The sequence below is a fragment of the Falsiporphyromonas endometrii genome, from assembly GCF_042654485.1.
In the GTDB taxonomy this organism is placed as follows: domain Bacteria; phylum Bacteroidota; class Bacteroidia; order Bacteroidales; family Porphyromonadaceae; genus Porphyromonas; species Porphyromonas endometrii.
This window is the reverse complement of the sequence record NZ_JBHSGO010000210.1, coordinates 13,299-29,636: the sequence shown is the minus strand read 5'-3', so window position 1 is coordinate 29,636 and position 16,338 is coordinate 13,299. Positions and strand designations below refer to the sequence as shown.

Sequence of the window (16,338 nt, the reverse complement as noted above, 5' to 3'; positions counted from 1 at the left end):
GAATACTTTTGTGCATCGTCTTACTTTTTAAGTTCTTATGATAAAGATAAGACAATTGGGGCTGAATTCTGTGAAGTTTTTCAGCCCCTTATTTTTTTGTCGCAAAAACTTTTATCGGACAGCAATATTCAAAAAAAGGAAAACCGTCCATTTAGGCAACCCTTTGCCCCATAAGGCATTCGCTTGGATCAAATGCTGATTGATGACTCAATCTTGAAGGTGTTTTTGTCGGACAGCCGAATTTAGAATCCAAAGGGGGAGCTTATCTTTCAAAATTGAAATACTCAGCCGCATAAATAAGATGTTTGGACAGCAACAATAAAAAAACTCGAGTTGTTTATAACCTCAGAAGGGTTACTAAACAACTCGAGAAGATTATTAATTATATAAACTCTTATATCTCCTTATCCTTATCTCTTATCAATTAAGAAAAACTGAGTAGACAAAATATGCTGCAGGCAATGCAAACAGAGCACTATCTATTCTGTCCAACATACCACCATGACCGGGGATAAGATGCCCGGAATCCTTTACACCCGCCAATCTCTTAAGGTTAGACTCAAACAAATCCCCCCAGGTACTTGTAGCAGCCACCACTATACCTAAGACCGGCCACATATAAATAGAGGCACTTGGTATATCGATAAGATAGTATCCTACCAAAGTCGCAATAACAACAGAAGAGATCGCCCCCGTAATAAATCCTTCCCAAGTCTTATTGGGCGACACAGAAGGAAAGAGCTTATGCTTTCCAAACAATGAACCTCCTATAAATGCAAATGTATCACTTGCCCAAATCAAAATAAAGATGGTCAAAAGCATTCCACTTCGAAGGTCTGTAAAGTTGTTTGTCGTACCCGGGAAAGCAATCAAATTGGCAAACAGTAGCGGACATACAGCATACAAGTGAGCCATAAATGTCAATGAAGTATCTCTCACCATAAACTGCTTATCCGAATAGATATTCCTAATCATGGTATACATGAAATAGAATAGATATGGGAAAAACACTTCTGCCCCAATAATATTGGTACAATAGAATAAGTGAGCCATGAAAAGATATCCTCCTGCCAGGCAATCCAAAATGGTACGAAGCCACCTCTTTCTATTCAATCCTACCAGTTGTGAAAACTCCCGTACAGACAATACTGCCATAAGGGAAAACACAGCTACATATAATCCGGGGATTTTTAAATAGATGGGGCAAACAATAAGTGCCACATACACCAAACCGGAGATTGACCTAACTAATAACTTTTTCATTGGGTCCTTTTCTTATTCTTATTATATCTTTTTGAATTAACCTTTAGGATTAGAGTCCCTATTGTCAGCATCATTGCTCACCCGATCTTCCTGACTTGCCTTGGTATCGCCATCTTCAGGTCTTGCATCATCCAATGATTTAGATGAAGCATCGTCGTCATTGGCTGACTCTTCAGAGGTATTCTCTTCCTCATCTACAGAATCTTGCAGTGGGGCTATGGAGGGTTGACTGTTGCGAGCCTCTTCCTCTTTCTTTGCAGCCTCCTCTTTACGCATCTGATCATTGATCTCCATCAATTCATCTGCTCGGGAAGCCCACTTCCGCTTACCCAATATATCTGCAACATCATTGGTATAGATAACCTCTCTGCTTATAAGAAGATCAGCAATCTGCTTATGACCATCCTTATATTGCATCAAGATTTCTTTTGCTCTTTGGTACTGCTCTTCGATGAGTCGACTTGCTTCTGCATCAATCATCTCGGCTGTCTTTTCACTGTAAGGTTTGGCAAAATTGTACCCATCCTGCTGCATAGCATAGTAATTAAGATTAGGAAGTTTGTCACTCATACCATACACAGACACCATTGCGTAAGCCAAACGGGTTACTCGCTCAAGGTCGTTGGCAGCACCTGTGGAGATTCGACCCAAGAAAAGATCTTCTGCCGCACGACCACCAAGAAGAGAACACATCTGATCCAACAAAGCCTGAGTCGTAGTAATCTGACGCTCCTCAGGAAGATACCATGCCGCTCCCAAAGCTTTTCCTCTCGGTACAATAGTCACTTTGACCAAAGGATTACCAAATTCGAGCATCCAACTGACAGTAGCATGCCCTGCTTCATGAATAGCTATGCTCTGACGCTCCTCTTCGGTCGTAATCTTATTTTTCTTCTCAAGACCACCAACTATCCTATCGACAGCATTCATAAAGTCTTGCCATCCGATAAACTGCTTTTCGTGTCTTGCCGCAATAAGAGCTGCCTCATTACAAACATTGGCAATATCAGCACCACTAAATCCGGGTGTCTGCTTGGCCAATAAGTCTACATCAACAGAATTATCCGTCTTAAGTGGCTTGAGGTGCACCATGAAGATCTCCTTACGATCATTCAAATCGGGCAAATCAACATAAATCTGTCTGTCAAAACGACCCGCACGAAGCAAAGCCTTGTCTAAGACATCAGCTCGGTTGGTAGCCGCAAGAATAATCACACCGCTATTGCCGTCAAACCCATCCATCTCTGTCAAAAGTTGATTAAGGGTGCTCTCACGCTCGTCATTGCCGCCAAAATTACCATTCTTTCCTCTTGCTCGACCAATAGCATCTATCTCATCGATAAAGACAATGCACGGGGCTTTTTCTTTCGCCTGCTTAAATAGGTCTCTAACTCGAGAGGCTCCTACACCAACAAACATCTCAACAAAATCAGCCCCCGACATAGAGAAAAATGGCACATGAGCCTCACCGGCAACGGCCTTGGCAAGCAATGTCTTACCGGTGCCCGGAGGTCCTACCAGAAGTGCTCCCTTAGGAATACGACCACCTAACTCGGTATACTTCTTCGAATTCTTCAAGAAATGGACGATCTCCTCAATCTCTTGCTTAGCCTCTTGTTGTCCGGCCACATCAGCAAAAGTCACTTTGGTACCATCATTCTCATATAACTTGGCCTTCGATTTTCCGGCACTAAAGACACCGCCATTGGCTCCTCCGCCACTTGTCATCCGTTTCATCCACCAGATCCAGAAGAAAATAAGCAGTATAAGCGGGCCAAAACTAACCAGCAAACTCCAAATATTGAACTTTTCTTCTTCGTACTTTATCTCGGTATTCTTTAGATGCTCATCACTAAATTTGGCAAACGAATCGACGGAAGGCAAAACAGTCTTTGTCTTATACTCCACCGTCTTCTGATGCAATAGGTTGGCGGGAAGATCTCCCGATCTGAACAAACTATCGACTTTATCCGGCTTGACTATAGCTACAACCGTAGCGTTTTCCCTATTAACCAATACTTTGCTGTAGGCTCCGTTGGTAGCTGCTCTCTGAAAGTCATTCCAATTGAGTTCTTTCGTTGGCGATGCCATATCAGAAAAGAAAAATATACCTACCAGCATAGCCAATATGCCTATATAGATCCACATAGGACTAAACCTCATTCCCTTAGGTCTCTTGCCCTTTGGCGTGTTGTTTGTGTTCTTAATCATCTAATAATACAATTATATTTACTCTGTGGAAGTAATACAACTTATGTGCCAAACAGACACACAAAATTACATTGCCACACCTCAAGTAGTTAGGCAAAGATACGTTGTTTATACCTATCTTCAAGCAAAATGAATGAATAACGGACGTTAATCAAAGAAGAATCATAAAGCATGAAATGAAAGCAATTCAGAATCAGCACCATATACTCTACCCGTTTCTCCTATAATCACAATGGACAGTTTACAGCTTGGGACAAGTGGATCACAATAAATATGGCATGATTCTATTAGTTTACGGCAAAAGGCCTCAGCCTCATCTTCATTAAAAATAGTCCACAACTCACGAGCAAGCGATATTTGCTGTATCTGCTTTACTTTCGACAAGCTAACACCGGCCTTCACAGCCAATTGCTGTATGAAATCCTTATTCATTACCACCTTCTTACTATGAGTATCCAAATGCCCCTCTGCCAATTTGACAGCCTTTCCCATCATAACCCCCATGACAATATGTGGCACCTTCTCTCTTTCAGCAAGCTTTAGTGTTTCACCTATAAAGTTTCCATAATGCACGAATGCTTGAGCCGGCAACTTAGGGAACATAGCCTTTACATAGCCTTCGCTTTTTGCACCCGAATTGATCACAACATAAGGCGATCCGGTTGCGATAGCTACCTGCATGGACTTGGCTATCGAATTGATAAATCCCTCCAAAGAAAAGGGCTGTATAATCCCTGACGTTCCAACAATTGAGATACCTCCAACAACCCCAAGTCTCGGATTAAAAGTTTTCTTTGCCACCTCTTCCCCTCCATGTACACTTATAGTCACATAGATAGGATGCTTAAAGGCGAATATCCCCTGTTTATTCAAAAATGAAGAGATATTGTTTCTTATCATCTTTTGTGGAGATTTATTGATGGCCGGCCCTCCAATAGGCAATCCAAGTCCTTTCATCGTCACCGTCCCTACTCCTTTTCCTCCAAGAATTACAATATCAAAAGGACAATCTTGTAAGGTTTCATCTGCGCTACCATTCTCCCCTTCTGCAGGGACTTTTACCAAAGCTTCTATTGGGATATGATTTGTGATATCGGGATCGTCTCCACTCTCTTTAATAACAATTGACGAAGCCACTTTATATCTAATACCATTGCTGTCTATCTCATCATCACATAAGACAGAAGACTCAACATCGGATCTGATCGTTTCACCATTGGGCAGAATAAGAGGAACATCCGAGATGGTCTCGTTTAAGAAAATCCTACTCATTGCTCCCAATACAGCTGTTGTTGCGCAAGAGCCGGTTGTAAGTCCTGTATGTTGATGATAAAAGTCGGGGATTAGCTTTTCGACCATTCGTCTCAATCCATGCTCCCCATTGACCACAATAAAATCAGGGTCAAGCTTAGGATGTCGTATTGCATAAAAATCTATGCCAAGTTCGGATGCAGCCAACCTTTTCTCCTCAAATCCACCGCTAATACCACTTTCCTTTGATATTACTGCTTCGGGATCATACTTAAGCATCAAATCCTTGTCCGATCCATCTGTCAGGTAATAGCAAACTCGCCCCAAGGGAAATCCTTGTTTCTGGGCCATTGCTCTTGAAGAATCCCTATCAAGTATCCTAAAATAGCATTGATCATTGTCTTGCCACAAGGGTTTGAGTTTAGAGATTGTCTTTACTCCGGTCAGAGCTAAAATACGATGATAGCCCTTACACAATATTTTCTCAATGCAGTCATCATATCCATCGCACCAGATTACAGAGTTGTCGTAATATTCCGGAAAGATACGTTGAAAACGAACTACCTTGATCTGAAGATTATGTGATATTTCAGAGATTGTTTGATGGAGGATTTCGGCGAAAGGATGAGCGGCATCAATAATAAGTTTAATCTCATTTTGAATACAAAAAGCCTTAAGTGCATCAAAATCCATTCCTCCATGAAGACGAATACCATGGACCAATGCAACATCCTGCTCATCACCTTTGGTAGAGTAATAATAAGGTTTCTCGGCTTGCTCCAACTTCTTGACTGCAACTCGACCTTCCGTCGTGCCTCCAAAAACAAGTATCATCTAATGTTACTTTCTAAAAAGATGTTTAAACTCGTCCGCATAAAGTCTTGACAATCCCTTTCTGTTGTCAATAGCCTCTCCTACCACAATCATGGTAGTAAGTGTAAGATTATTCTCTTCAACAATCTTAGCCAAGTCTTTCAACTCCCCTCTATAAATCTTTTGATCGGGCCATGTCAAATGGAAGCATGCGGCCACAGGTGTGTGAGGAGGATATTCCATAAGCAATTCATCCTGTACCTGCTGTGCCATACCGGCACTCAAGAAGATACACATCGTACTTTGTGAACGAGCCATAAGATGAAGTTTCTCTTTATCCGGCATCGGAGTGCGCCCCTCTCCTCGAGTAAGAATGATACTCTGCACCTTCTCAGGAATGGTAAACTGACTCTTCAATTCCGCAGCAGCAGCTTGAAATGAAGAGATACCGGGCGTAATATGATAGCTCATGTGATATTGGTCAAACCAATTCATCTGCTCTTGAATGGCTCCATATATACAAGGATCACCGGTATGAAGACGAACTACAAACTTGCCTTCATCGTAAAACCTCTTCATAAGCTCTATCTGCTCTTCCAGATTAAGATCGGCCGAACTTCTAACCGTGGCCCCGGGCTTGGCATAATAGGTTAGCTCCCGTGGGACCAAACTTCCCGCATACAAAATAAGATCGGCTATCTCAAGCATCCTCTTCCCCCTTACAGAGATGAGTTCCGGATCACCGGGTCCTGCACCCACGATCTCAATATGTCCGGATCTCTCAACAATCCGATCCATCACCGCGGCAACAGTATAATTGCTTCCCTTTTGCTTGGTCATCACAAAATGGAAATTGTTAGCAGTAAGAAGAGCAGAAGCCTCGCTAACACTTGCTGTACCCATATGCTTAGCCACCGTATCACTTGGGGTTGGCACCTCGATGTCCTTCAGCTCTTCTGAGCTATAGAAATAGCAAGGAAGTTCCTTCTCGAGCTCCTGAATGACCGGCTCCGGCCTCTTTTCTTCATGTGTAGATACAGATGCCACACTCTCCCAATAAATACCATTTTGCAAAAGAGTATCCTTGATATTTTGAATGATCTCAGCCTTCGGTTCCGCCATATGAGCCAATCCAACACCTATGTGGATAGCCTTTGGAACAAAATTTAAACAAGGTATCTTGACTTCATTATGCATAAAGGGACTAACCGCAACTATCAACTTAAACTCATCCTGAGAAATATCCTCTACCTTGGAAAATAATGTCACATGCTCAGGAAGATGTGTTTCAAGCCAATTGGTCCCTTTATCTCTAATTTCAAGAAGCAAAGCAACCCTCTCTTTATTGACAAATGGGAAAATAGCATCATTCATAGAAGTCAGATTCTGAAGCTTAACCGTCCATCCAAACTTAGCATCCAAGGTATCCAAAGCCCATATACCGGTCAAATCACTTTGCGTCGTAATAACAGGCTCTGCTCCAATCATCCCCGCAATAGCCAAAGTCAATTCGTTGGCTCCACCAATATGGCCAGACAAAACGGAAATAACATGCTTAGAGGCACTATCTATACAGATGATTGCCGGATCACAATGCTTATCCTTAACAAACGGAGCAATACTTCTGACACAGATACCCATGGCACCAATAAAAACTATTGCATCTTCAGTATTGAAATGTTCGGACAAAAATTGCGCAATTGAGTCTATTTGCTCAACCCCTTCTATCTTTCTTGAAGAATATAACTTCGAGTTCTTCAATTCTTTCTCTATGATCTTACCGGTATCAAGACCGGCTTCTGATATCAATATAATTGCTGTTTTCATATCAACGATTATTTATTCGGCCTTGACAGCCTTCATTATTTCTATTGGATTATACTCATTCAGTACGATATGCATTGAAGGTTGCAAATGAAGACCGGTCTGAGTTACAGCCTCTACAAAAGACTCTCGACTCTTATCTGATACTGCATTAAAAACAATGCAACCTCCATCAACCAATTTGGAATTGATCTTCTTGACAATCTCAACCAATTTACCTCCATGTCCACCTATAAACACTGCATCAGGATTATGAAGCATGGATATATCTTCTTGTAAGAAATCTCCAATGTGCCCCTCAATCCCCGGAGTCCCAAATCTTCGTGTATTGGTCTCAAGCAAATGAGCTCCTTCGGGTCTTATTTCAAAAGAATCAATATGCAAATGAGGGAATTGCATCTTTGCCTCTACAGACACACTTCCTGTACAAAAACCGACATCCCAGAAGTACGATTTGCGATATAGCTCAAGTGCTTGAAGAGACAATAATCTTATAGGAGATTTGGTAATCATCTTCTGACGACCATCAAGCAACTCAAAAGCAGTATCAGGAATACCAAACGGTCTATACAGAGAAGACCTTCGATCTTGTGGAACGACCAAAATAAGATTGTTGGGATGAGTAAATTCTCTTCCTACAGCCTCCGACAAACTGATCGATGTAACAACCTCCTTATCCGGATTTCCCAAATGCTCTCCCACATACATATGATAATAATCATAACCATACTCAAGCATTCGCTGTGCAATAGTCGATGGAGTATGCACCTTATCTGTAAGGACTCCTATCTTCGGTGTACGCTCTATCAACGCCTGATCAAAACGATGCCAAGGTCGTCCGGTAAGAGAGACTGTAAGCATATCGTCATATTGCATGGCTATCCTGTGAGCAAGAGTTTGCAATGAATTGAAGGACGGATAGAGGATGATTTTACTATCAGGCCTCTCCCTTTGTATAGTAGTGGCAAAACCAAAGAATATGGGATCTCCCGAAGCAAAAACGATAATTGGATCAGAGGAGCCTACAAACTCATTGTCATAAGCCTCAAACACATTTTTAAGAGGTACGGTTATTTCAATCCATTTGTGTGAAGTGGGTAAAAAACTTTTCACTATTTGATAATGTCGCTTACCTCCGGAGAAAACGCTTCCGGACGCTATAAGAGCTAAAACGTCCGGCTTAAAATATGGGTTGGGACTATCATCGATACCGATTACTATATACTGTTGTTGCATATCAAGTTTATTGTTTCTTTCGAATAGAAAGCTATCAGTCAAATATTCGTCAAATTTATAAAAAGGTCGGGAACTATCCAGCCCATATAAATAGCAAAAAGCTGCTTAAAACTCTCTCAGCCATTTATATAAGGCGATAGAATTTCAAGCAGCTTCTTGAACTTTCAAATCTTAGAGATCTCTTCCGGGACGAAGTTGCTCAGCATCATTGAAACACAGAATCGCGTTACACAATGTTGCGGCCAAATTACTACCCCCTTTTCGACCTTCTATGATCAACTTTGGAATATCTTTGAATGGCTTGACCATATGCTTTGATTCTCTCACATGCACAAATCCTACCGGAGCAGCTATGATCCCTGCGGGATGAGCTTTTCCTTTTCTTATGAGATCACAAAGTTCTATCAAAGCTGTAGGAGCATTACCAAAAGCAAACAAAGCATCTGGATGTTCTTCCACTGCAAGACGTATACCTGCTTGTGTGCGAGTAATGTTTTCCTGTTTTGCCATTTCAGCCACACGCTCATCAGAGAGATAGCATTTTACCTCCATTCCAAGTCGTGAAAGAGCTCCTTTGCGTACACCACTTGCTGCCATTGTTACATCGGTAATGATATACTTAAGCTCTCCGGAGGCTACCTTATTATAAATAGACTCCACAGCATGAGGATCAGAATAAAAGACATTCTCCATATCAAAATCTGCAGTGGTATGGATAGCGTGCAGAAGAGCCCATTTGTGATCCAATGGATAATCGTCTCGCTTTAGCAGACCTTCGATTGTCCTAAAACTTTGGATCATAATCTCTTGACCCACTTTTATTCCATCTTCGGTCTCACTATCTCTATAATAGCCCCTTGGAGTAATTATTGTGTCATTCCAGTTGTATGATTGACTATTGCCAATCAACACGACTGTAAACATATCGATCTCTTCCGGATCAAAGTCTCCCAAAGTCGTCACATGGGCCTCTTCATCTTCCCTTCCGGCTTGTCTTACATAGCCAACCGGTGTTTCAGGAGAACGACCATTTTGGAGAAAAAGTTCGACCAAACGATAGAGTTGCCAATATCGTCCATTGCTTTTGGGATTGTACACAGCTGTTACAAAGTCACCTGTAGCAGCCGCAACAATTCGCTTCTCTATCACATCCCATGGAGTCATAAGATCCGACATGGAGATAACACAAAAGTCATGGCCAATAGGAGCACCTAAAATAGAAGCAGCCTTTTGGAAGGCACTGATACCCGGCAAAGAGACAATCTCAATGTCACTGCCATGCTCTTTCTTCATCTCATAGATAAGAGGAGTCATACCATAGATTGCAGCATCACCCGAACTGATAACGCATACCACCTTGCCTTGCTGGGCCAACTCAAAAGCCTGCTGAGCTCTATCCTTCTCTCTCTTCATTCCTGTATCAATACATTCTGTATCAGAAGAGACATAATGGCGGATAAATCTGAAATAGTACTTGTAGCCAACTACTACATCTGCTTCTCTCAAGGCTTGTTGTACTGCAGGCGTTATATCTGCATCATTTCCGGGACCTATCCCGGCTACTATTATTTTAGGTTGCTTCATCAAATATTACTTTTTAAATCTAATGGTTAGACTTGCATACATTGAACGACCCGGAGACAAGAGAGAGAAGTTGTTGTTCCAAGGACGATTATCCTTTTTGTTGAATATATTCTCAACACCAAGTCCCGGTTCGAGGATAAAGTTATTAAGATAAATGGTATGTTTTGTATTCAAGTCCCAAATTCCATATCCGGGAGCCCATCCATAGGTCTGAGAAAATCTTGAGCTCTGCATATGTCCGTTGAGATTTATGTTAAGACGATAGTTGCCCCAACTCTTCTCCCATTGAGCTCTTACATTCCCCATATGGGCAATACTTTTGTCAATTGGCTGGTCTTCTTTATAATAACCTTTCTTCTTCGAAAACTTTACCAATTCGGCATTGGTATCCATGTAAGTATATCCTCCTCCAAGGACAAAACCTAAGCCCAAATTAAAGTTGGCATTGATGCTAATACCTTTTGCCTTAGCTTTATCCACATTGTCACGCATTCTGATATCCTTGTCCGAGTTAATGATATCTTCGGGGACTCCCATCTCTTTGGCAGCCTCTTTTGTCAGATTTTTGTAGTTAATCATATCTCTGATATCATTAACAAATCCTGTAACGGATAGAGCTATACGATAAAAATTAAGCTCTGCATTCAAAGAATAGAAATTACTCTTCTCCGGCTTCAAGTCCTCATTACCTATGGTATATCTTGTTCCCATCCTATTATCATCTCTTGCAAAAAGCTGAGACAAGGTAGGATTTTTGTATCCTGCCGCATAAGAAGCTCTTAAGTTTAGAGGGCCAAGCTTATACATCAAAGCGACATTAGGGGTGGCATAGCTTTTGAAGTTCTCATTGTATAGATATCTTAGACCTACAACCCCCTTTAGATTTTCTACAATGTTAATCTCATCTTGTGCATAGAAAGCCAAGGTATACATTGACTCATTATTGATATTATCCGACTCACTCTTGAGATATTCATTAATAAGCTCTGTACCTACAGAAACCCTATTACGCGAACCGATCCAAAAGATTCCCTTCAGATTGGTATCAAAATATCTTACACGCTTTCTGAGTACTTCATCTCCCGGCTTGATAGGATTCTTCCCTCCAATCTCCTTGAAATACTGCCATTTGCTTGAGAAATTGTCAGAGAAGAAATCAAAATCAATATAAGACTTCTTATTAACGAGATACTTCATTCCGGCGCCATAAGTATATGTCTCATGAAGAAGATTGTACTTATATGCATCCATCGGCTTTTTGGCATCCTTATTTTTATAATAAGTAGCATCCTCAGGTCGACGAGTCTTATTATCAAAATAGCTTCCTCTCAAGTATACAGAAAGGCGATCATTTATGTTGTAATCAAATTCCTGAGAATAGGTATCGGAATAAAAACCAACAGAAGTTGGACGACCGGTAGGCTTTCCATTCTCGTCAATATTGTTGTTGGTCCAACTACCGGCCTGATTTCTCTGATACGAGGTATAAGAAGACAATTTGCCGGCTGTAACATCAGCACTCAATGTTTGTGTAAATCTACCTTCACTTGCCACACGGCTATATGAAGAGGCATTGACAGCATTTTTCGAATCATTCGTAATAATATTGATTACCCCTCCGATAGCGTCACTACCATAAAGGGCTGAAGCGGCGCCATTAAGAATTTCGATTCGCTTGACATCCGAGATGTTAATACGATTGTATCTGTCATCTCCGGCGAGACGCTTACCATTCTGTAAGATAAGAAGATAGCTCTCATTGATACCATTCATACTCATCGTAGTACCCATACCATTGGTATAAGTGGAGATATTAGGAGTCAACTTTGTAAGAGCATCTTCCAAACTGGATGCATTGACATCTCGAAGCTCTTTGTTAGTAATGACAGTAACAGGAACAGGGCTATTTGTTGCACGACCATGAGTACCGGTACCCGTCACTACGACTTGACCAATATTTTGCAATGCTTCATACATTAGCACATTGATATTCTCATTGCTACCATTTACGATATACTTTGCCGGACTATAACCGACATAAGTAAAACTAAGCATATGTCTTCCATCCGGAACATTCTTAATAACAAACTCCCCCTTCGCATTAGTTGTTCCTCCCAACAAGGAATTGTCTATACGAATATTGACACCTACAAGTGGCTTTTGAGTCTCATAACTTAAGACTTTACCTTTCAAAGTAACCTGAGAAAAAGCTTGTGCCACAATCAGTGACATAGCCAACAAAGAAAGTAACCTTTTAATCATTATAATTCTATATTTATACCGTTTAACATTTATCTGTAAGTATTTTATTCAAGCTATAATCGTAAAGACATCATAGTCTAAAACATAATTCAAAATTATATAAAGTAAGAAGTTGTTCAATTGAGTAGAGTTACACATAATTGGAACAACAGCATCAGTCTTTTCACAAAGCACATAAAACAACAATATACGGCAGAGGATTTTACGATACGAAAACTACCAACACATATCAAAAATCTTCAATTGCCACTTACACTTTGCAAAGGTAATGACATAAATTGTTTTTCTCAAAAGAATATCACAAGATTAATCCAAAATAAATCATTAGAAGAGCATCTTCATTTCCTTTCATAATATTCACGTCTCAACAGCTTCTCTTTCAAATCACTTTGCACATGATATTTGAATGAATATAATCCATTAAAACATGATGCATTTTTGAAGGTGGAAAGAGAATTGAGAATCAAGATCTCTTTTAATACTATATATGAAACCCGATTTTCATTATATGGTTCATTTGATAATTATTACTACATTTGGAGTGGCTAGATCGCCGTTGGCTTTGCTCCAACGGGTATGGCCCCGTTTAGGTCGGATAGGATTCGTTCTTATCCGACTTTTTTTGTAGATATGGCTTCTCTCCATCCAAACTAAGTACATATTCGCAATCCTCCAATATGGTGCGTACTCATTGAAACCCGGATAAGACTTAAGAAAACGTTCAATTCTATGTTCAACACATTTCATTTTACCTATTAATACCGACAACCGGGATAGATATAGGAAGCTGTTTAGACTTAATTGAAAAACTATCTTACATAAAAACATTAATGTATTGAATATCAGCAGGTATTGTGTTATTTAGAACTTCATAAGCACCAACAAATTAAAGTTATAAAACAATATTCAACCAACTTGTCTGATCAAAGGTGGCAAGTTATCTAAAACATGACCTCAAGAAAGAAAGCGAAAATACGCTCTCAAAAACATCTTGAATGCGGTTCTATACCTTCTTAAATCCCAATAATCTCATTACTTTCGATAAATAATGTAAAATCGTCACTCTTGTTTTGTGGATAAAACACAGCCTTATTTGATTTAAAAGGAGGCTTATTCTCTACATAAGACAAAAGAGATAGGACGAAATCGTCCTATCTAAATGTTAATATATGTATAGTCGACTTTTTATGGACCAATTGGCGACTTAAAAACCCACTTCAGGCCACTTTTTGGGGAAGGTCGCGCGACTTGCAATCCATTCTCGCGCTACCTTGAACCTAAACTCGCGCGAGGTTGGACTTGAAGTAGCCGACTTCGCATGTCAAGGTCGCGCGAGATCAGATCGAAAGTCGCGCGAGAATGGATTGCTTCTCGCGCGAGCTTATTTGTTAAAATAGCGCATAAAAAAGCCCGTTTCGTACTAATAAAACGGGCAAAGTCGATAGGAAGGTCTGATTACCCTAACCCTCGAATTCGATATTTTGTGATTGAATTTGTATTGTTTGAGCAGCTTTTTGAGTAGCAAATAAGGTAACAGTATTTAACAAATACAATCCTCTCCATATGAACTTCACAGCCCGGACGGATAAAACATTTAAGAGACTGTATTTGATATTCTCAGATCCATTGATTTGAGTCTCTTCAATAAGACATAACTCACCTGCTCGGCAAATCAATCTACCAAGCGAAATAATCATTAAAAGAAGGGTAAGTAATATGCTTATCTTCATGGTTCTTATTCTTTATGAGTGACTAAGGTACCAAAAAGGATCCTCTTTCGCAAAGACCTCCTTAGAGATAAGTAGTACATTCCGACATGATGAACACGCTTTTATCAGATTATATGAGATAAAGAGACAAAAAAAGCCCTTCCAAAAGGAAGAGCTCTTATGATACATTATATGACTGTTGATTAAGCCATGTGGATTGCTTCTGATGGGCAAACACCAGCACATGTACCACAATCTGTACACATGTTAGGATCAATTGAATAGATATCGCCTTCAGAGATAGCTCCTACTGGGCATTCATCGATACATGTTCCGCAAGCAACGCAGTCTTCAGAAATTACGTAAGCCATAATACTTTACTTTGATTTAGAGTGAAACAATATTGTTTTTTATTCTCTGCAAATGTAGAATAAAGAATTGAATATACCAACATGTAGGTATGCAATTAGCAAAAAAAGATCCGTCCGAAATAAATATTCCGAACGGATCATAGTTTTTATTTATGTATCTAATACTGATTATCAGACAATTAATTACTTCTTGGGATATTTTGACCAATCAACGGTCTTCATATCACCATTCTCCATAAAGGCCTTATGGAATGCAAAACATGCGTCCAGGTCATGAGGAGTATGGCCCTTTATACCTCTTTCCAGGTACTCGCGAAGAAGTGGTCTATAGTCCGGATGAGCACAATTTTCGATAATCTCATGTGCCTTCTGAATCGGGCTCTTACCTCTTAGGTCTGCAATACCATATTCACTGATAATAACCTTAACAGAGTGCTCAGAATGATCTAAGTGAGAAACCATCGGAACAAATGCAGATATCTTGCCTTCCTTCGCCACTGAAGGTGTAGTAAAGATAGATATGTATGCATTTCTTGTAAAGTCACCTGAACCACCAAGACCATTCATCATCTTCGTGCCGGTTACATGCGTTGAATTGACATTACCAAATATATCGGCTTCAAGAGCTGTATTGATTGTAATTACACCCATTCTGCGCACAATCTCCGGATTGTTGGAATACTCTTCAGGACGAAGCAAAATCTTATCCTTAAAGAAATCAAGATTCTTATAAATATCCAAGATAGTCTCACGACTAACAGACAAAGAACATCCACTTGCAAACTTAACGCGGCCTTTCTTCATAAGACCAATCACAGCATCCTGAATAACCTCTGTATAAACATTGAAAGCAGGAATATTCTCGTCATTTCCCAAAGCTCCCAAAACAGCATTGGCAACATTACCAACCCCTGATTGCAACGGAAGGAATTCCTTTGGAATACGTCCGGCTTTCAGCTCTGACACCAAGAACTTAGCCACGTTGTGACCAATCGCCAATGTTGTCTCATCAAGTGGAGCAAAGCCCTTATCATCATTTGGTTCGTCCGTCTTAACAATACCAACAATCTTACTTGGATCAACCTTCACAAAAGGTTGGCCAACACGATCACTTGGCTTATATACCGGCATATCTCTACGATGAGGAGGATCCAAAGGCTCTGCAATATCATGCATTCCTCTAATTTCTTTTGGATGACGAGCATTAAGCTCAACAATAATCTTATCAGCCAATCGACATACCGTAGGAAGAATACCTACACCGGTTGTTGGTACAATCTCTCCATCTTCTGTAACGTCAGCAGCTTCAATGATAGCAACATTGATAGGTCCGTAAAAGCCATATCTGAGCTCTTGAGCAAGCATAGAAAGATGAAGGTCAAAGTATTGTACTTCTCTATCGTTAATCAATTTTCTCAAATCCTTAGAAGACTGATAAGGTGTTCGGAACTTCACTGCATTGGCACGGGCCAATTCTCCATCCAGACGGTCCCCGGTAGAGGCACCTGTAAAAACACCAATCTTAAAAGATCGACCGGCCTCATGCTCCTTACGTGCTCGTTCAGCTATTGCATGAGGTACTACTTTTGGACATCCTGCCGGAGTAAAACCTCCAAATCCGACATTGTCTCCATCATTTACAAACTCAGCAGCTTCTTGTGCTGTTATAAATTTTAATGCCATAGGTTTGATGTATTGATTTGAAATATCACCTTTAAATCGTTTATAGATACACCTTATATATAGGTATACCAAACAACTTAAGTCAAATAATAGAGGGTCTCATTTGTTTGTCTTAATTTTGTCTGTTCAAA

General features: G+C 40.3%; 10 protein-coding genes. All 10 read right to left on the bottom strand.

Annotated elements, in window-relative coordinates; all coding sequences use genetic code 11:
* Positions 1-420: 420 nt before the first annotated feature.
* The 10 genes from ACFO3G_RS08510 to ACFO3G_RS08465 all read right to left on the bottom strand — a co-directional run bounded on the left by ACFO3G_RS08510 (position 421) and on the right by ACFO3G_RS08465 (position 16,207).
* Entirely contained in the window at positions 421-1,263 is an 843-nt protein-coding gene (locus ACFO3G_RS08510; protein ID WP_380079900.1) for a phosphatidate cytidylyltransferase, read from the bottom strand.
* Between the two features lie 36 nt (positions 1,264-1,299).
* On the bottom strand, positions 1,300-3,474 hold the full coding sequence (gene ftsH, locus ACFO3G_RS08505; RefSeq protein WP_380079898.1) for an ATP-dependent zinc metalloprotease FtsH: 2,175 nt from the start codon (positions 3,472-3,474) through the stop codon (positions 1,300-1,302).
* A 162-nt stretch (positions 3,475-3,636) separates the two neighbouring features.
* Positions 3,637-5,559 (bottom strand): cobalt-precorrin-5B (C(1))-methyltransferase CbiD, encoded by a 1,923-nt coding sequence (gene cbiD, locus ACFO3G_RS08500; protein ID WP_380079896.1) that lies wholly within the window; start codon positions 5,557-5,559, stop codon positions 3,637-3,639.
* 6 nt (positions 5,560-5,565) lie between these two features.
* A complete protein-coding gene (gene cobM, locus ACFO3G_RS08495) occupies positions 5,566-7,365 on the bottom strand; it encodes a precorrin-4 C(11)-methyltransferase (RefSeq protein WP_380079894.1) in 1,800 nt (599 codons plus the stop codon).
* Positions 7,366-7,377: 12 nt separating this feature from the next.
* Positions 7,378-8,598 carry a precorrin-6y C5,15-methyltransferase (decarboxylating) subunit CbiE gene (cbiE, locus tag ACFO3G_RS08490; RefSeq protein WP_380079892.1) on the bottom strand — a complete coding sequence of 407 codons (1,221 nt, stop codon included), beginning with the start codon at positions 8,596-8,598 and terminating at the stop codon, positions 7,378-7,380.
* A gap of 171 nt (positions 8,599-8,769) precedes the next feature.
* Positions 8,770-10,182 carry a precorrin-3B C(17)-methyltransferase gene (cobJ, locus tag ACFO3G_RS08485; protein ID WP_380079890.1) on the bottom strand — a complete coding sequence of 471 codons (1,413 nt, stop codon included), beginning with the start codon at positions 10,180-10,182 and terminating at the stop codon, positions 8,770-8,772.
* Between the two features lie 6 nt (positions 10,183-10,188).
* Positions 10,189-12,444, bottom strand: coding sequence for a TonB-dependent receptor (locus ACFO3G_RS08480; RefSeq protein ID WP_380079888.1), 2,256 nt, complete (start codon positions 12,442-12,444; stop codon positions 10,189-10,191).
* Positions 12,445-13,904: 1,460 nt separating this feature from the next.
* A complete protein-coding gene (locus tag ACFO3G_RS08475) occupies positions 13,905-14,174 on the bottom strand; it encodes a hypothetical protein (RefSeq protein ID WP_380079886.1) in 270 nt (89 codons plus the stop codon).
* A 182-nt stretch (positions 14,175-14,356) separates the two neighbouring features.
* A complete protein-coding gene (locus ACFO3G_RS08470) occupies positions 14,357-14,524 on the bottom strand; it encodes a 4Fe-4S binding protein (protein WP_380079884.1) in 168 nt (55 codons plus the stop codon).
* 183 nt (positions 14,525-14,707) lie between these two features.
* Entirely contained in the window at positions 14,708-16,207 is a 1,500-nt protein-coding gene (locus ACFO3G_RS08465) for an acetyl-CoA hydrolase/transferase family protein (protein ID WP_380079882.1), read from the bottom strand.
* Positions 16,208-16,338 lie beyond the last annotated feature (131 nt).